Annotated in this window: 14 protein-coding genes and 1 tRNA gene; 13 read left to right on the forward strand and 2 right to left on the reverse strand. The window is 55.5% G+C overall.

Annotation, left to right across the window (positions count from 1 at the left end; genetic code table 11):
- The first annotated feature begins 30 nt into the window (after positions 1 to 30).
- The 12 genes from SH139x_RS05505 (at position 31) to SH139x_RS05560 (ending at position 13,920) form a co-directional block, all read left to right on the forward strand.
- A complete protein-coding gene (locus tag SH139x_RS05505; protein ID WP_488354276.1) occupies positions 31 to 1,413 on the forward strand; it encodes an IS4 family transposase in 1,383 nt (460 codons plus the stop codon).
- A 167-nt stretch (positions 1,414 to 1,580) separates the two neighbouring features.
- A complete protein-coding gene (locus tag SH139x_RS05510; protein ID WP_488354277.1) occupies positions 1,581 to 3,095 on the forward strand; it encodes a sulfatase family protein in 1,515 nt (504 codons plus the stop codon).
- 51 nt (positions 3,096 to 3,146) lie between these two features.
- Positions 3,147 to 3,371, forward strand: a complete 225-nt coding sequence (locus tag SH139x_RS05515) for a hypothetical protein (protein WP_488354278.1) — start codon at positions 3,147 to 3,149, stop codon at positions 3,369 to 3,371.
- Positions 3,364 to 5,457 carry a sulfatase-like hydrolase/transferase gene (locus SH139x_RS05520; RefSeq protein WP_488354279.1) on the forward strand — a complete coding sequence of 698 codons (2,094 nt, stop codon included), beginning with the start codon at positions 3,364 to 3,366 and terminating at the stop codon, positions 5,455 to 5,457. The genes SH139x_RS05515 and SH139x_RS05520 overlap by 8 nt, the downstream gene beginning before the upstream one ends.
- 1,583 nt (positions 5,458 to 7,040) lie before the next feature.
- The gene (locus SH139x_RS05525; protein ID WP_488354280.1) at positions 7,041 to 7,268 is read left to right on the forward strand and encodes a hypothetical protein; all 228 of its coding nucleotides are present in this window, start codon (positions 7,041 to 7,043) and stop codon (positions 7,266 to 7,268) included.
- Positions 7,265 to 9,502 carry a DUF3987 domain-containing protein gene (locus SH139x_RS05530; protein ID WP_488354281.1) on the forward strand — a complete coding sequence of 746 codons (2,238 nt, stop codon included), beginning with the start codon at positions 7,265 to 7,267 and terminating at the stop codon, positions 9,500 to 9,502. Before SH139x_RS05525 ends, SH139x_RS05530 begins: the two co-directional genes overlap by 4 nt.
- 415 nt (positions 9,503 to 9,917) lie before the next feature.
- Complete coding sequence (locus tag SH139x_RS05535) at positions 9,918 to 10,340, forward strand: hypothetical protein (protein WP_488354282.1); 423 nt, start codon at positions 9,918 to 9,920, stop codon at positions 10,338 to 10,340.
- Positions 10,341 to 10,678: 338 nt separating this feature from the next.
- A complete protein-coding gene (locus SH139x_RS05540; RefSeq protein WP_488354283.1) occupies positions 10,679 to 11,173 on the forward strand; it encodes a DUF2924 domain-containing protein in 495 nt (164 codons plus the stop codon).
- On the forward strand, positions 11,170 to 12,708 hold the full coding sequence (locus SH139x_RS05545) for a recombinase family protein (RefSeq protein WP_488354284.1): 1,539 nt from the start codon (positions 11,170 to 11,172) through the stop codon (positions 12,706 to 12,708). The genes SH139x_RS05540 and SH139x_RS05545 overlap by 4 nt, the downstream gene beginning before the upstream one ends.
- Positions 12,705 to 13,124, forward strand: a complete 420-nt coding sequence (locus SH139x_RS05550; protein ID WP_488354285.1) for a hypothetical protein — start codon at positions 12,705 to 12,707, stop codon at positions 13,122 to 13,124. Before SH139x_RS05545 ends, SH139x_RS05550 begins: the two co-directional genes overlap by 4 nt.
- 279 nt (positions 13,125 to 13,403) lie before the next feature.
- Complete coding sequence (locus SH139x_RS05555) at positions 13,404 to 13,655, forward strand: hypothetical protein (RefSeq protein WP_488354286.1); 252 nt, start codon at positions 13,404 to 13,406, stop codon at positions 13,653 to 13,655.
- Between the two features lie 40 nt (positions 13,656 to 13,695).
- Complete coding sequence (locus SH139x_RS05560; protein WP_488354287.1) at positions 13,696 to 13,920, forward strand: DUF4314 domain-containing protein; 225 nt, start codon at positions 13,696 to 13,698, stop codon at positions 13,918 to 13,920.
- A 279-nt stretch (positions 13,921 to 14,199) separates the two neighbouring features.
- On the opposite strand, the gene SH139x_RS05565 is transcribed toward SH139x_RS05560, so the two are convergent.
- Positions 14,200 to 14,273: transfer RNA gene (locus SH139x_RS05565), tRNA-Arg, on the reverse strand.
- A gap of 353 nt (positions 14,274 to 14,626) precedes the next feature.
- On the opposite strand from SH139x_RS05565, the gene SH139x_RS05570 reads away from it, so the two are divergent.
- Positions 14,627 to 16,513: a sulfatase-like hydrolase/transferase gene (locus tag SH139x_RS05570; protein WP_488354288.1), complete on the forward strand. Its 1,887-nt coding sequence runs from the start codon at positions 14,627 to 14,629 to the stop codon at positions 16,511 to 16,513.
- A gap of 27 nt (positions 16,514 to 16,540) precedes the next feature.
- Here SH139x_RS05570 and SH139x_RS05575 read toward each other — a convergent pair whose 3' ends face one another.
- Positions 16,541 to 17,734 carry a class I SAM-dependent rRNA methyltransferase gene (locus SH139x_RS05575; protein WP_488354289.1) on the reverse strand — a complete coding sequence of 398 codons (1,194 nt, stop codon included), beginning with the start codon at positions 17,732 to 17,734 and terminating at the stop codon, positions 16,541 to 16,543.
- Positions 17,735 to 17,820 lie beyond the last annotated feature (86 nt).

A 17,820-nucleotide genomic window follows, 5' to 3' on the forward strand; every position in this document is an offset into this window, starting at 1 on the left:
TCACCAACCAACCTCGCAAGGAGCCGCGACATGAACGGGCAAGGATGCTCTGACCTCTCTTCGGAAGTCAACGGTAGGATTTTAGATCGGATTGCTGGACTTGAAAAGATCATTGCACCTGAACTTGTAGAGCGAGCACTCGCCGATACCGGCAAGCAGACCAAGCGGTCCTGCACGCTGACCAACGAAGTGATGATTTGGGTCGTATTGGCAATGGGCCTTTTCACTGAGCTTCCTATCCGTCAAGTCTTCAAAGCCTGCCGTCGGCTGCGGCACGGAGAAGAATCGCCAGCTAGGTCCAGCCTATGTATAGCGCGTCAACGACTTGGGAGCGAACCACTCGTTGCCTTGCACAGTTTAGTGGTCCGCCCATTGGCCACGCCGCAGACGCCTGGTGCGTTCTATCGCGGTATGCGCCGGGTCGCGATCGATGGTACGGTTCTCGAGTTGCCTGATTGCGATGCGCATCAGCATCTTGGACGCTCGTCAGGAAGTCGTGGCGCAGCCCCCTTTCCTCAAGTCCGTAAAGTCAGTCTTGTCGAACTCGGAACTCACATCGAGTTCGCATTTGTTTACGGCGGTTGGAAAGACTCCGAAAAGAAGCTGGTCGAGCAGCTATGGGATCGTATTCCCGAAGACGCGTTACTGTACGAAGACAGGGGCTTTTTTAGCTACAAACACTGGAAATTACTGCATGAGAAGCACAAATTGCTTGTTCGCATTCAAAAGTCGATGGTGTTCAAACCGATCAAATGCTTCGACGATGGATCCTTCTTGGCAAAGGTTTATCCGAGCAACTGGTATCGCGAAAATGACAAACAAGGCATCCTAGTCCGAGTGATCGAGTACAAGCTTGATGACCCTCAGCGTGTCGGTCACGATGAAGTTCATCGATTGATGACCAACCTGATGGACCCGATGGAGTTTCCGGCCATGGAACTGATTATGGAGTACCACGAACGCTGGGAAGAAGAAATGGTCTTTGATGAGCAGAAGACTCACCAAGATCCTTGTCGGGCCGAGAAGACAACGAATCTTCGCAGCGAAACGACCGACGGTCTGAAGCAAGAGTTGTATGCGATGTCGCTAGGTCATTTCGTGGTTCGCGCGTTAATGCTTGAAGCGGCTACCGAAGCGAACATGGACGTTGATCGGTTGTCGTTCAAGGGTTCTTTTCAAATACTCAAGACTCGATTACCGGAGTGCGATCCGAGCAACGAAGTAAGTTTCTCGCAGTGGTATGCAGCTGTGGTCTGGGAAATGAGTCGTGAGCGAATCCCGCCGCGCCGCAACCGCATCAACCCACGCGTGATCAAACGAAAAATGTCACGTTGGCACAAATGCCGCCCCGAACATCGAAACCAAGAACCGTTGACGAAAACCTTTGACCAGTCAGCGGTTATGCTTCATTGAACGGTATTGCGTTTAACGGCAAGCCGAAGGCGACTGCGTTGTCCAATCACAGCGCCTCGTTTAACGGCAAGCCGCAGGCGACGGTGTCTCATGCCTGGTCGCCGACGCCTGCGGCTAGCCGTTAAACTAAGCGAAAAACATCACCAGTCAGTTTGTGAGAAAACAAAATGAGCATAAGCACAACACTTCGCTTCGCATTACTCATCATCACCACGTTCTGCTCCGCAGCAACATTCGCCCAGCGTCCGTCGCAGCCAAACATCATCTTCATCCTTGCCGATGACTTGGGGATCGGTGATCCAACTTGCTACAACTCGGAATCGCGGATTCCAACGCCACACATCGATCGACTGGCCAAAGAAGGGATGCGATTTACGGATGCCCATGCCCCGGCGTCGATTTGTGTTCCCAGTCGATACGGTCTGCTCACAGGACGGTATCCCTTTCGCAAGTGGAGAGGAGAATACGAGAAGCGAGTTAAGAGTGGGAAGCGAGAATGGGTCCACTTCGGAGCTTCGAATTTGAAAGGCGAGGAAGGGACGAGCACGATTGCAAGCCTGCTTAGATCGAAGGACTACAACACGGCCTGCTTTGGCAAGTGGCACTTGGGAATGGGACATTCCCCAGACAAATCCGGCACACTTCCCGGAACTCCCGTCGACTACGGTTTTGATTATTACTTCGGCATCGATGCGCCGGAAATGCCGCCCTATGCGTTCATTGAAAATGATCGCTATGTGACGCCGCCGTCTACAGAAAAAAAAGAGCAACCGGGAGGCGATGTGTCGAATCCCAAAACGCAGGGGGCGCATTGGTATGGAGGTGCAGCAGCACCGGACTGGAAGTTCATCGACTGCCTGCCGACGATCAATCGAAAGGCGATTGACTATATCCAGCAGCACTCTGCAAAGGAAATTCCTTACTTCATGTATCTTTCCTACCCATCACCGCATGCGCCGTGGTTACCGACGGAGCCATTCAAAGGAAAGAGTGGCGCTGGGCAGTATGGCGACTGGGTGATGACTCTCGATGATTGTGTCGGCAAAGTTCTTGAGACTCTCGACGCAACGGGGACTGCTGAGAATACGCTGGTGGTGTTCTCCAGTGATAACGGTCCGGTTTGGTACAAAAGCGACATCGAACGGTTCAATCATCGTGCGTCCGGGAACCGGAAAGGTATGAAGGGTGCGCTTCACGAAGGGGGACACCGCATGCCATTTTTGGTCCGATGGCCAGCCAGAGTGAACGCCGGGACAACTTGCGACAAGCTCGTCTGTTTCACCGACATGATGGCAACGTTCGCGGAAATCGTTGGCTGCGAAATGCCCGATGATGCAGGGCAGGACAGTTTCAGCATCCTGCCCTATCTGCTCGGCAAAGTTCCTCAAGGGGCAACGCGACGTGATTTAGTTCACTCTCACAACGGCGTCTTCACTTTAGCGCTTCGCGAGGGAGACTATAAGCTGATTCTGCCGCACTGGATTTACATAATCAAAGACCACACGATTGCCCCCGATAAAATCGTCGACACAGGTTCGAATCGCTTTCCCGAGATCTTTGAACTCTACAATCTTCGCGACGATCCTTCCGAAGAAAGGAACTTGTTCTCCGTGATGCCCGAGAAAGCTCAGGCCATGTTCGATTCCCTCGTTGCCAACATAAGAAGGGGCACCAGCCACTGAGTTCTCCGATTCCAGCAAATCGTTTAACGGCAAGCCGTAGGCGACGGTGTCATGAATGCTCGCAAATTGTTTAACGGCAAGCCGCAGGCGACGGTGTCCCCGATTGCTCGCCGACGCCTGCGGCTTGCCGTTAAACGAAAAATCCAACCGATAAACTCGATGGAAAACTATGGACAACACACCACGGTTCGCATTGCTTATCGCCATCATGTTCTGCTCTGCGACAGCATTCGCCCAGCGTCCTTCGCAGCCGAACATCGTTCACATTATGGTTGACGATCTCGGTTGGCAGGATGTGGCTTGCTACTATCGCGATCAGCACGGCGAGGAACCGTTTTACGAAACTCCGCATCTGGATCGCATTGCCGAGCGTGGGATTCGGTTCACTCAGGCGTATTCTCCCGCCATGACGTGTGCTCCTTCGCGAGCCGCTTTCCTGACGGGGCAATGGACGCCGCACAACGGTGTGTACCACGTCAACATGGGATGTCAGGTACCGCGTTTGCGACGTGAATCCAATTCCATGCTCGATCCCTATTACGTCGGACGGTTGATGCCTGGCAAACCGGCCATCGGCATGGCGATGAAGCAGGCTGGCTACACAACAGCGCACGTTGGCAAGTGGCATGTGGCCGGAGCGTCTGGCTATCCGGCTCCGATTCAGGTTGGATTCGATTTCTCATTCGATCACAAAAAGCAGTACAACGATCCCGCGATCTACAACGAGAACGATCCGAAGCAAGCCAATTTCTCCGGCCTGTTCGAGCAGCCAAAGAATCGACTCCTGGATGCTTTCAACGACCCGCGATTTCCCCTTCTGGAAGACGATCGACCGTACGACAGCATGACCGATCTTTCGCAGCGTTGGATTCAGAAGGTGGCTCTTGGCGACGAACCGTTCTTCCTGAACCTTTGCCCGAACCTTGTTCATGGTCCGGTGATGACTCGCGATCGCAAACGGTTGGCGCACTATTGCCAGAAGCTCGGCATTCCGTTTCCGACCGATCAGGGGGCGATTTCAGATCCCGACAAACCTGGTCAGCACAATCCCTACTATGCAAGCATGGTTGACTCGGTTGACTGGATCATCGGGCAGATCGTTCACACGCTGGAAACCACCGACGATCCGCGCTGGCACGGCCACAAACTGATCGACAACACTTACGTCTTCATCAGTAGCGACAACGGCGGTGCTCAAAAACTTCGGAACTGGAAGAACGCTTCTGGGAAGACCGAGTTCGAGAAAGTGACTGACAATGCTCCGCTTCGTGAAGGCAAAGCGTCATCCTACGAAGGTGGCTGTCGCATTCCGTTTCTCGTGATGGGGCCAGGCATCAATGCCGCCAGCGTGAACACTCGAACGCCTATCAACCTGATCGACTTGTTCCCCACGTTCCTCGCCATTGCCGGAGCCGATCGTGGCGAACTTGCTCTGGACGGTTGCAACCTGATGCCTGTCATCACTGGCCAGCACGACACGCCTCGGTTCGCTGATGGCAAACCACGAGACACACTTTATTTCCACTACCCGGTTCTTAATGCAGCCTTCTCAACGATCCGCCGCGGCCCGTGGAAGCTGATGAAAAACACGGGCGGCTCGTTGAACACAGCTCCCGAAGTTCAACTGTTCCGCCTGTATGACGAAGGCGGCACGCAGCAGGATCTGAGCGAAACGAAGAACGTCGCTTCCGACTATCCTGAAATCGCTGCGCAGTTGTTGGCCGACCTGAATCGTTGGCTGGAAGATTACAACGGCAGCGTGCCCTACAAAAACGCGGCTGATCCATCGGGCAATCTGCCGGGGCAACAAAACGTTCCGAAGGTGAAACGACGTGAAAGCAAGGGCACGACGCTAAGCGTCGAAGTTGAATCAGGAAAATCGAAGATCGCCAACGCCTTCTTGCTGTACACAATCAATCCCGGAAGAACCGAGGAATGGTTTCAGGCAACGGCTCAAATCCAAAGCGACCGCATCGAAGCGAAGGCTCCGCCCGGTATGACGCACGGCGTGTTCTGTCTGCTCGACGAGAACCACTTTCTGATTACGTCGGAGCCCATTCCCAGCATGGAAAAACTTCGACTTGGGCAACCGGTTTCCGAAGTGCTCACGGACGGCTTCGCCTTTCGTCCGGGACTGGAAGCGATGATTGAACTGACTCGCGAAGCAATCGCCGAAGCTCAAGTGCAGGAACTGCCAACGCAATCGCTCCAGCAGGCAATGCGTTCGGCACAGCAAACCATCAAACAGCCCATCGATGCGGTCTCCTACTCGCGGCAAATACGTGAGCTACGCAAAGCCATCCGCTCGCTCAATATCCCCGCGGCAAAACACACAGCCTTGAATTGGTTTCCGCAGGAGTGAGAGTAGAAGCTGAATTCCATCAGTTGTGTCCGTTTTCCTGGCCAAGCTAAGAACTCGCTGTCCTCGGTTCAAAGCACTGAAAACGGGGATCATGCAAGTGCAGGTATCAAGCGAATAACTCTTCAGTGCGGCCGTTGCCGAATTCGCCGACACCTGTACTGTCGCTAATGGGCCACTGCGGTAAGTCTACAAGTAGAAGCGGCGAGGTTGCTTCTTGATTCACAATGCCAATTACTTTTGCAAAGTTCTAATTTTTTTAACGCTGGCTTTGTGAATGTCGGAAAATCCCAAATCCAGAGACGGGCAAGAACGATATGGCCCGTGTTTTCCGCTGCTTCCCGCGCGTTCGTGGTAGCACGAACGATCGATCAGTCGACGAATCCATGTCGAAGCGATGGTGGTAAAACGTCTCTTGTCCAGGTCGTCCAACGTTTTCGCCGCAAACATTTTCGCCGTGGTTTGCCGTGTCAAAGTGCCGTCGCGACCTGGGTGACTGCATTGCCGATCGAGGCGACTGAAAAGATTTGACAAACCGGCTTTGATTCCCATAATCCCAATCGCTCGGACACCGAGCCACTCAGCCAACTAACCATCGACCGATCGAGCCAACGAGCTCCTCGCCCGCCCGCGATCCATCGCGGCGAGCTTCTTTTGAATCTGCCACTCGTGCCTGCATGGCCGATGACTCCGCAGATTTTGGTCCCTCTCTTTCTAGGCTTCGCCGTCTGCCCATTGCCGGGCAACCGCTGCGAGGTCCCTCCGCATGTTGCAAGGAAAGCTATGTCACAACCTCCGTTGTTGTTGACCGTCGGCGAGAGCGCCCGACGGCTGGAAATCGCGCTGGCCAGCTAATTTTGCAATTCCTTCGTCGTGTTTCGCCCATCGGGCGAAAAAACCGGAAGGTCTAGGGATAGAGCAGGGTTGTTCGCCGAACTTTTTAGGATGGATTTTGCAAAGCAGCGCGCAATCGTCACCAAGAACGGCATAGGTAAAAGGTAGAGGGCGATCGTTGCCTCATGATTCAAGGTCGCATTTTATTTTGCAAAGTTCGGATTTTTCCAACGCCAATTTTCGTAACACCAGAGAATTCCAAATACTGAAACGAAGCAGCACGATTCGACCCGTGTTTGCCGCTGTTTTCCGACCGCTGGCGGCAGCACAAACCACCAAGCGGTCGGCCAACTCGCGTCGAAGCGTTAACGGGGCTGCGTTCACGCTCGGATCGCTTGAGCGTTTTGCCGCGACCGTTTTTAGCGTGTTTTGCCGTGCCAAACGGTCATCGCGATCCACCCAACTGCAATGAGAGTCCAAGCGGAAATTTTTGTTTGACAAGCCTCCTTCAATTCCCATAATCCTGCTCGCTCGAACACCGAGCCGCTCAGCTAACCAGCCAACCAGCGCCCCACTCAGCCAATCGGCTTCTCGCCCGTCCGCGATTCACCGCGACGAGCTTCTTTTGAATTTGCCATTCGCCCGCGAATCGGGCGAAGCAGCAGATTTTGGTCCCTCTCTTTCTTGGTTTCGCAGCTTGCCCATCAACCGGCAACCGCTGAGAGACCTTTCCGCGCGCAAACAGGAAATCCATGTCACAGCCTCCGTTGTTGTTAAACGTCGGCGAGATCGCTCGGCGGTTAGACACCAAGGTCCACCGCATCGAATACATCATTCGATCGCGAAAAATCGAAGCGACCGGCTGGGCCGGCAACGCTCGCGTCTTCTTCGAAGCCAGCTTCGATCACATCGCCAGCGAACTGAGTCGCATGGACGAGACCCGCACCAACCAATCCACTCGCAAGGAGGCGATGAAATGAGCGTTCGTGACTTCGCGATACAGAATATTCCACAACGATTGGTCGAACTCGATCAGTGGGTCGCTTGGAAGTTCTCCAAGACCGACAACGGTTTCACCAAAGTGCCAATTTCGGCCAAGACTGGACACAAAGCTAGCACGACCAACTCTCACGACTGGTCATCGTTCGATGAAGCGTTGAAGGAGTTTCAAGATGACCGCGTTTTGGCCGGCATCGGGTTCGTGCTTACTCCGGACGACTGCTTCACCGGCATTGATTTGGACGTTTGCTTGGATGAGTCAGGAAACTTCACTTGGGGCAAAGATATCGTTGACTATCTCGCCACCTACACCGAAGTTTCACCGTCGGGGCGAGGTGTGAAGTTGATCGTCGAAGGATGCAAACCGCCTCACGTTGGTTGTCAACGAAAAGGGCTGGGGCCGGATCAATCGGGGCAGATTGAAGTCTACGATCACGCTCGATTCTTCACGATTACGGGGAGGCGTCTGTCGGATGCACGCGCCGAGATCGCGGCGAAACAGGATGAGCTCACTCAGCTCTGCCAGTACTTCTGGCCGGAGACGTCGCAAAAAACTTCACCGTCGACTGACCGTTCCACCGACAGCCGTAACGAAATCGAGCGGCGAGCGATCGCGTACCTCGACGCCATGCCACCAGCGATTTCGGGAAGCGGAGGTCACTCGCAAACCTACGCAGCGGCCACGGCACTCGTTCATGGTTTTGGAATCGAAGCCAGTGACGCTCTCGCGATCCTGACCCAGCACTACAACCCGCGGTGCGTGCCGCCATGGTCTGACCAAGACCTGCAACACAAGATCAACCAAGCCGCAACTAAACCGCACGATCGGCCGTTCGGTTGGCTACGTGATGAGTGCACATCGCAACCGCTTGATGAAGTCGACCTAAGTCAGTTCAACGTTCGAGTTAGCACGGAGGAGGAACCTGACGACGATCCTCCGATCGAACCAGCCTCGTCGATCGAGGATCCCGGACCGCTTCCCGAGCGGCTTTTGCGAGTCCCTGGATTCGTCAACGAGGTCATGGATCATTGCCTCGACACGGCACCCTATCCCAATCCGGTCATGGCGTTTTGCGGTGCACTCGCGTTGCAAGCCTTCCTGGCCGGTCGCCGTGTGCGAGACCCAGGTGACAACCGAACGAACTTGTACCTGCTTGGCCTCGCACACTCGGCGGCGGGGAAGGACTGGCCGCGAAAACTCAACGTTCGGATCCTTCAGCAGATCGGCGTGGCAGACCAAACGGGCGAAAGGTTTGCGTCTGGAGAGGGTCTGCAGGATGCACTGCATCTGACGCCGACGATGTTGTTTCAAACAGACGAGATCGACGGGTTGCTGCAGTCGATCAGCAAGTCAAAAGACGCTCGCTATGAACAGCTGATGTCGACACTGCTGACGATGTATTCGTCGGCCAACAGCGTTTATCCCATGCGTCGCAAGGCGGGCAAAGAAGCCGCCGGAGTAATCGACCAGCCAAACTTGGTGATCTTTGGAACCGCGATTCCGAACCACTACTACGCCGCTCTTTCAGAGCGAATGTTGACCAACGGCCTGTTCGCCAGAATGTTGATCTTTGAGTGTGGCAAGCGAGGAAAGGGGCAAGAGCCAAAAATTCGCGATGTCCCCGATTCGATCATCGAGACAGCCAAGTGGTGGGAGGAGTACCGGCCGGGGCCGGCAGGCAATTTGCCCAACCGGAGCCCCGTACCGGCGATCGTCCCGCACGACGTCGATGCGGAGCGTTTGCTCGTCGAAGCCCGAGTCAATGCCGAGACGCAGTACGAAAAAGCGGAGGAGGCGAGCGATCCCGTCGGCACCACCGTGTGGGGACGCGTCAGTGAGCAGACCCGCAAGTTGGCCTTGTTGCATGCGATCAGTCACCGTTGTCGAAATCCTATTGTTGATGCTGCGTCGGCTCAGTGGGCCATCGAAGTGGTTGAGCATCAAACGCGTCGCATGTTGTTCAAGGCGGCAGATCATGTCGCTTTGAATGCGTTTGATGCGATGGCAAAAGAGCTGGTGCGGTATCTCAAGAACTGGAAGAAGGACCACGGTGAAAAACCGATGCCCGAATGGGAGTTGACCAGGAGACTTCCATGGCGTCCGAGCGACCATAAGGAAGTGATCGATCTGCTGCAGAAACAGCAAAGAGTTGTCTGCGAGAAACGCACCTCGAAAACACGCAGTGGCTTCGTCTATCGGCTCGTTGGAAACTGAGGCACTTCAATACCGCAATTGCGGCATTGGCTTCGATGCGATTTCCCCGGGAATACATCACTGCGGTATTCGAATGCCGCAACGAATACCGCAAGACCTGAAATCGTCGTAAACCCAGAAAGAAGAAAGGTTTAAATAACAACAATAATAATACATCAATACATCATGTACCCATCCAAACCTCTTTCTCCCTGTGTGTATGTGAGTGGGTCATGCGGCATTGAGTTATTGCGGTATTCAAAAATCTCGGCGGAGCACATGACCGTTCGATTCGGCGCCTCGCAGAATAAACGGCCATTCCCAAGGACGAACGGGTCCTACAAAAAATACGTTTCATGTCAGGGCCCGCCGAATCAGCGGCCTACCTGCTTAGAGTTTGTTTCCTGGAACACGTTGTCCGACTTTTGGAGAAAGTATGAAGAAGAGTCATTTTGAACTGGCCCGCTGCCTCGTCGCGGAAATCGAAGTCTTCGGTGAACTGGCGTTTGCCAGGTTTTCGATCCGCGACAAATGGCTGATCGGAATGGAGTACTACGGCGTCCCGTTTGAGCCGACGTACTGGGCCACTCGCAAAGACGCCCGCAAGAAGATGCGGCTGGTGCGGACCACCAGAAAGCTTGTCGAATTTGGGCACCTCCAACGTCTTACCCGACAACGCAAAGACCGCACCAGCCATGTGGTACCGACGGCTAATTTCCTGGCCGAAGCGGTCACTCAGCTCGATGTCGAAGTCTCTCGCAACGCATTCTTCGCTGGCCTCCAAAAGACTCAATGGGGCCGACCATTGATCGAACCGATCCGGGATCAACTCGAGCCCAATTCATTCGGCCAAGTCTGAATCAACGCAACACCCCATTCACCCGCCCACCCATCGACCCAGCCTTTGGATATTTCGCAACCCCGCCGACCGACGTCGGCCGCCCTCATGCCCCCGAGTATGGATGCTCACCAAAGCCGAATCTTCATCGCCTTCTCCCCAATCCCGCCAACGGCAAATCGCCACTTGCTTGGCCGACGCAATCATCAATTTGCGAGCCTTGTCGCGAGTCTCGCGGCCGATCTCTGAGAGTTCTTCCGAAACTGGCCAGCGCTCGGTTGACTCGTCTGCGAACTCAGGGCTCAGTGTCACGACGCCGAACGTCTCGGCGACCAACGCACCAAATACAGGGGGTCCCCATGAAGCTTAACATTGCCAAAGAGGTCGCTCGCTTGCAGAAGATGACCTGCGGCGAACTACGCGTCCAATTCGCCACCGTCACCGGCGAAACCACCAACGCCAAGAATCGCAAATGGCTGATCCGCCGAATCGTTTGGCGGATGCAAGCCCTCGTCGAAGGTGGTCTTTCATCGGACGCCATCAACCGCATCCGTGAACTGGCTGACGGTGCCGACCTGCGAGTCACCTCGCCGGCCACACGACGGCTTTCCGACAATGCCGGCAAACGTACGAGAGTTCTACCCACGGGAACGCAATCGGCCACAACGCCGCTTCCAGGCACGCTCATAACGCGAGTTTACAAAGGCCGCGAGATCCGCGTCCGCGTCACGCCGGGCGGCTTTGAACATGAAGGCGAGCTATTCGGTTCGCTTTCCGCTGTCGCCAAACACGTCACCGGGTCGCACTGGAGCGGCAACCGGTTCTTCAAGCTCGATCAACAGGAATCCAAATGATGAAAGAAGCAAAAAAGACCGTTCGATGCGCGATCTACACCCGCAAGAGCACCGAAGAGGGGCTCGACCAAGACTACAATTCGCTGGACGCCCAACGTGATTCCGGTGAAGCCTATGTTGCTTCCCAGAAACACGAAGGCTGGGAAGTCGTTGCCAAGTCCTACAACGATGGCGGATTCACCGGCAGCAACATGGAACGGCCCGCATTGCAAAACCTGTTGGCCGACATCGAAGCCGGCGAGATCGACTGTGTAATCGTCTACAAAGTCGATCGACTCAGCCGCAGCTTGCTCGACTTCACCAAGATTGTCGAAACGTTCGACCAACACGGCGTCTCGTTCGTCAGCGTCACTCAGCAATTCAATACCTCAACTTCGATGGGCCGGCTGGTCCTGAACGTTCTGCTGTCGTTCGCCCAGTTTGAACGCGAAATGATCAGCGAGCGGATTCGCGATAAGGTGGCCGCGTCTCGCCGACGTGGCAAATGGTCCGGCGGCATGCCGTTGCTCGGCTACACGGTCGAGCACACCAAGCTGATCGTTGATGAAACCGAAGCCGACCGTGTTCGTCAAATCTTTGATCTGTATATCGAACATCGCTCACTGCTGCCCGTCGTCAAAGAACTCAAACGGCGCGGATGGACCACCAAGCAATGGGTCACCAAGAAGGGCGATCATCGCGGCGGACGCGAATTCACGAAGAACGCGGTCTACAAGCTACTGACCAACGTCACCTACATCGGCAAGATCCGCTATAAGGACGAAACCCACGAAGGCGAACAGGATGCGATTGTGCCCCTGGACGTGTTTAACAAAGTCCAAACGCAACTCAAAGGGAATGGCCAATCCGGCGGAACCGACGTTCGCAACAAACACAACGCACTACTCAAAGGCCTGATCTGGTGCCGATCCTGCGGCCGACCGATGACGCACTCGTACAGCTGCAAAGGCAACAAGCGGTACCGCTACTACGTTTGCGGCACCGCGATGCAAGAAGGCTGGGCGAAGTGCCCGGCTCCCTCGGTGCCGGCAGGCGAGATCGAACGTTTTGTGGTCGAACAAATTCAAACCATCGGCACCGACGAAGACTTGCTCGATCAAACGATTGGGCAAATCGAATCGCGATCCGCACTTCTCCACGACAACCTCGAAGCCGAATGCAAATCGCTGCAACGGCAACTCCGCAACGACCATGAAAAGTTACGGGCCATCGCCGCCAACGCGACCAACAACTGCCGAGTCGCCGGGCTACCCGAGCTGCAAAAAAGGATCGACACCGCCGAAGATCGACTGAAGGCCATCGGCATCGCACTTCAATCGCTCCAATCCCAGGCCATCGACACCGCTGACGTCCGGCGGCTCCTCGCCGGCTTTGAAGAACTATGGCAAACGATTCAGCCTCGCGAACAGGTCCGTCTCACGTCGCTGCTCGTTAACCGAGTCGACTTCGACGGCGTCGAGGGCAACGTCGGGATCACGTTCCACGACACCGGTATGCAAAGCCTGACCGCCGGAAACATGGAGGTGCCCGCATGAACGCCAAGCTCACCATCAACAAATCCTTCCACGTTCAAGTTCGGCGCAACGGCAGCAAGTCGCTCGCCGACGGCAAGGCCCCTGACAAGCCGCTCGGGCGAGTCCCACGGATCACGCGGTTGCTGGCCCTGGCCCATCGCTGCCGCGATCTCGTCCGCGACGGCGTCATCATCAACCAAAGCGAACTGGCCCACTACGGCCAGATCTCCACCACCCGCATGTCACAAATCATGTGGCTCGATAACCTCGCCCCCGACATCCAAGACGCTATCCTCGCCCTACCACGGACCGTCCAAGGTCGCGACGCGATCCTAGAACGCGAAGTTCGCCCGATCGCCAAGACACTCGACTGGAACCAACAGCGTTCCATGTGGGCGTTTCTTCGGAAGCGGCTCCCCAAAAGTGAACCCGCTTGACCTAGAACTGGTTAGCCAAACTACCAACACTTTCTAAACTTCGATCAAACGCCGCGACGTTGGCCCAACGTCGCGGCGTTTTTCGTTTACGTACGTTTATTGAGTTGCCCCCGCTTCGCGACACGGCGCGTTTGTGGGCGACCTCGTTGAACCTGCAAGGTTCCGCGAAAGCGTCGAAAGTGTTCATGGAATTTGCTTGAACCATCGCACCGGCTTGCGTTCAATTGTGCCGACGCCAGGACACATCATCACTTTAAGAACTCTCAGGACGATCCCAACATGCCGATGACCGAAGCCCAGGAATCCAAAGTCGCCGCACTTTGCACGGAAATGAAAAGGCTAGACCCAGCGACCTACCAGGATATCCGCGAATCGTACTACCAAATCACAGACAATCTTCGCCCCCTGGTCGACGCGTTGGAAAAAGCCGATGCAGACCTCGGTCCTGACGGTCCGCTTCTCGAAGAGCACTATATTTTCTGTGAGATGCTCGATCGACTCAAAAAGAGCTACCTCGGCGGTGCTGTTTGACACAGCCAATCCAAACAACCTCGATCAGGAAACCGCAACGATGACGAGCCAACTGAAAGCGGGTGATCGTATTCGGCTGATCTTAATGGCCGACGATCCCAACCCAATTCCAGTTGGAACGACCGGAACTGTCGCGGGGATTTATCCGCAAAACGGTTGGACGCAAGTCGATGTCGGCTGGGACAACGGCCGGTCGCTGATGTTGACCATTCCACCCGATGTGGTCGAACGCATCAAACCGCCGAAAGATGCTCAGAGCTGTTAACCCGAGCATGGTTTCTGTCGTCTGGCTCGCAGGGGCCGAAGCAAACGGCGAATAAACTTAGAGCGCCGAGAAAAGGCGAGAGCGCGATAGTTTTGGCCGGGAGTCGCCAGAATTGGGCGACGACCGTTCAAGCGTGCCGGCCAACAAGAGACCGCCGAGAGTCTCGGGGAGCCGCGAACACCGTAAAAACCGGGCATTTTTCGCGGCGAAAGTGACGCGGCGAGCTTGGGCACTCATTGCGAACTGGCGTGGCAGCATCAGTTCGCAGATTGAAAAGAGTACACCCGGCAGGATTCGAACCTGCAACCCTCGGTTCCGAAGACCGATGCGCTATCCAATTGTGCCACGGGTGCATGCGTGTTACGGCTCTTGTCCATCTCACGCCACCAATTCTAACGAACTGAGTTTTTGTCGGCAAGGCGTCCCCGCGTGCTTCCCGCGGATCGGTAGCTTCCTCGCCATTTTGCGATTTTTATGCCATTTCCCCATTTTTTACTCGTAATTTAAACCCTGCGCGATGGCCCGGCAGGAATGCCGGAATTCGCAGGCCGGCTTGACCGGCGGAGGCGTTTGCCTCGCTAGCGTGGGCGATCACCACCGTAGTGACCAATCGCTCGCCGGCAGCCTAGGGCTCGGTCCCGCCATGCCGCTCGCTCAGTTAAAATGATCGCAAGCCTCTCCCCGTTCACTCCAGGATTTTGTGCTCATGTCGCGTCTTCGCTTAATACGCTTGCTCTTCTTCGCCTCCTTTGCCTGCTTTGTTTTTTTGGCGTCCGCCGCAAATGTGGGCCTGGCGGCTGATCGCTCGCCAAATATCGTTTGGATTTCCAGCGAAGATCATGGTCCTGAAATGGGCTGCTACGGAGATCCCCAGGCAACGACTCCTAATGTCGACGAGTTGGCGGCTCGAGGTTTGCGATATGCCAAGTGTTGGTCGTCGGCGCCCGTTTGTGCTCCAGCTCGTACGACGCTGATCACGGGCATGTACCCTGCTAGTTTGGGTGCTGAAGATATGCGCAGCATGGTCAAGATGCCCAAGGGAACTCGCATGTTCCCCTGCTTCTTGCGCGATGAAGGTTATTACTGCACGAACGCTTCCAAAGAAGATTACAACGTGCATAAGACAGGAAAAGTTTGGGATGAATCTTCAGGTAAAGCGCACTGGCGAAATCGAAAGGATGCACAGCCATTCTTTGCGGTTTTCAATTCGACCGTCAGTCACGAAAGTGCCATTCGAAAACACAGTGGACCGACGACGCATGACCCAGCGGCGATGCGCGTGCCCGCTTATCATCCCGATACGCCCACGGTAAGACGCGATTGGGCAATTTATTATGACAGCGTCACGCGGGCGGATGCTGCGGCTGGCGCTCGCTTGCGAGAGCTGGAGGAAGCAGGCCTGGTCGATTCGACGATCGTGTTTTACTGGGGGGATCATGGTTCGGGGATGCCACGCTCGAAACGTTGGCCTTGTAATTCCGGCTTGCATGTGCCCCTAATCGTCTACATCCCAGAGCAGTTTGCCGAGCTAAGACCGGCGGATTATCAAGCGGGTGGTGTTTCTGAGCGTTTGGTGAGCTTTGTGGATTTCGCTCCCACGGTACTTAGCTTGGCTGGGATCAAACCTCCGGCTTGGATGCAAGGACACGCTTTCCTGGGAGCCCATATCTCGCCGCCGCAAGAATTTATTCATGGTTTTCGAGGACGCATGGACGAGCGTTTGGATCTGGTTCGCAGCGTCACCGATGGACGCTATGTCTATCTTCGCAACTATCATCCCGAACGCTCCCAAGGCCAACATGTATCTTATCAATTTGAAACACCAACCACGGCGGAGTGGAGAAAGTTATATGATGCGGGCGTCTTGAATGCGGCTCAGTCTATTTTTTGGAAGACCCCTAAAGAGAATGAAGAACTCTATGATTTACAGCAGGATCGCGACGAAGTTCGGAATCTGGCCAACTCCGCAGCCCATCAAGCTATTCTGGAAAGACTGAGGCTAGCGCAGCAAGATCACGCTGAGCAGATTTTGGACTTGGGCTTGATCCCCGAAGGTCAGCGATTTGCTTTGGCGGGCGATCAGCCGTTTTATGATTGGGCTCGTACTCCTGGGGCCTATGATTTTCAGCGTGTGTTCCAAGCCGCCGAGCAAGCTTCACGGCCCGTGTCGGACGTCAGCGGCAACTCCGAGGCTGGTCTCAACGATCAGAATCGCGTGGTTCGCTATTGGGCACATGTCGGTTTGTTGATCGGCGGAGAACAAGCGGTGCAGGCTCAGCAAGATAGGTTGATTGCGGCGCTCGAAGATGAAGTTCCCGAAATTCGTGTCACCGCCGCGAGAGCTTTGGCGATGCATGGCACTCCGGAACTAGTTAGAAAAGCGGTGCGGCAATTAGTGCAAGATGCCGATTGGGGCCAGCAGTCGGTTTGGGCCGCCATGCTGGCGCTCGACGCGCTGGGTGAAATTCCCGCAGCGGAATTAGCCGGTTTTCAGCAGGAAATTTCCGCTCTGAGCAACCAGGGCCCGATGCCCGATTCGCGTTATTCCAGCTACGTTCCGCGATTGCTGAAAGATCTGCGAGGCGAACGCTAGGGCTAACCACGCGAGTGGAAGCCAGCCTCAGCGGACTTCGCAGATCAGACATTTGAGATAGTCAGACTCTGGGCAAGAGACTCGCATGGGATGATCTGGAGCCGCTCCGCGATTCTCCAGCACGGTAATGTCGCGTCGTCCGCGGCGGCCAACGTCGACGAGCGTATTGAGGAAATCACCGCGCGTGACGCGGCCGCTGCAGGAGCAGGTGACTAAGATTCCACCCGGTTCGAGGAGGTCGATTGCCGAGCGGTTGAGGCGGTAATAGGCTCGCAACGCCGATTCGACTTTGGCTCGGGAACCGGCTAGCCGCGGTGGGTCGACAACGACAGCACCAAACTTGCGGCGGCTTTTGGCCATCTCGGCTAGGGTATCGAAACAGTCGCCCGTTTCAAATTGTAAGTTTGAGAGCTGATTGCGATCCGCATTTCGACGAGCGGCCGCCAACGCTTGTTGACTGCTATCGACGCCGAGCACTTCGGCAGCACCACGGGCGGCGGCGACCAGGCCAAAGCCACCGGTGTGACAGCACATGTCGAGTACCGTGCGGCCCGTCAAATACCGAGCTGCCGCGGCATGGTTGTCGCGTTGATCCAGGTAGGCGCCGGTCTTCTGGCCACGCACGAGGTCGACTTCGAAGTGGAGTTCATTTTGTCGGAAGGCGACCGGATGTTCGGGGTCGAGCGCGCCGTAAATCACACTGCTTTCGAGCGAGAAATTCTCCGCCGCTTGCAGTTTGGGGTCGGTGCGCAGCACGATCGCGCGAGGCTGTAACGTCTCTTGTAAGTACTGCACAAGCGGTGGCAGGAATTCTTCGATGGCAGCCGCTGTTAGTTGAATCACCAGGGTGTTGGCATAGCGATCAACGATTAAACCACTGAGCCCGTCGGCTTCGCTGTAGACCAGCCGCACTGCTTGATCCGCCCCACCGAGTCCGAGGCAAGCACGCCGCTGGATCGCCTCTTCAATCCGCCGGCGAAAGAACTCCGCGTCCAACTCGAGATCTCTGTTCCAGCTGTATAGCCGCACACGGAGACCGCTGTTCGGGTTGTAGAGCCCGCGTCCAATCCAATGCCCGTCGTGCGTGGTCAGATCGACAACCGCACCGCGAGGCAGGCCCGGATCGATGTCAATTAATGAAGCTGCATGCACCCAAGGGTGCCGCGCCAAAAAGGGAAATTGACGGGATGGTTTAACGGCGAGGGTCGCAGCGGAAGTCAAGTCGGAATCTCCAGGATGTGATCAGTATCATGGAGATTACCAAAAGCGCCCCGGCAGCGTCAGGAGTGCAGTCGCTCGTGGAGAAG

Source organism: Kothea flammea (assembly GCF_052161645.1).
Taxonomy (GTDB): Bacteria; Planctomycetota; Planctomycetia; order Pirellulales; family Pirellulaceae; genus Laterigemmans.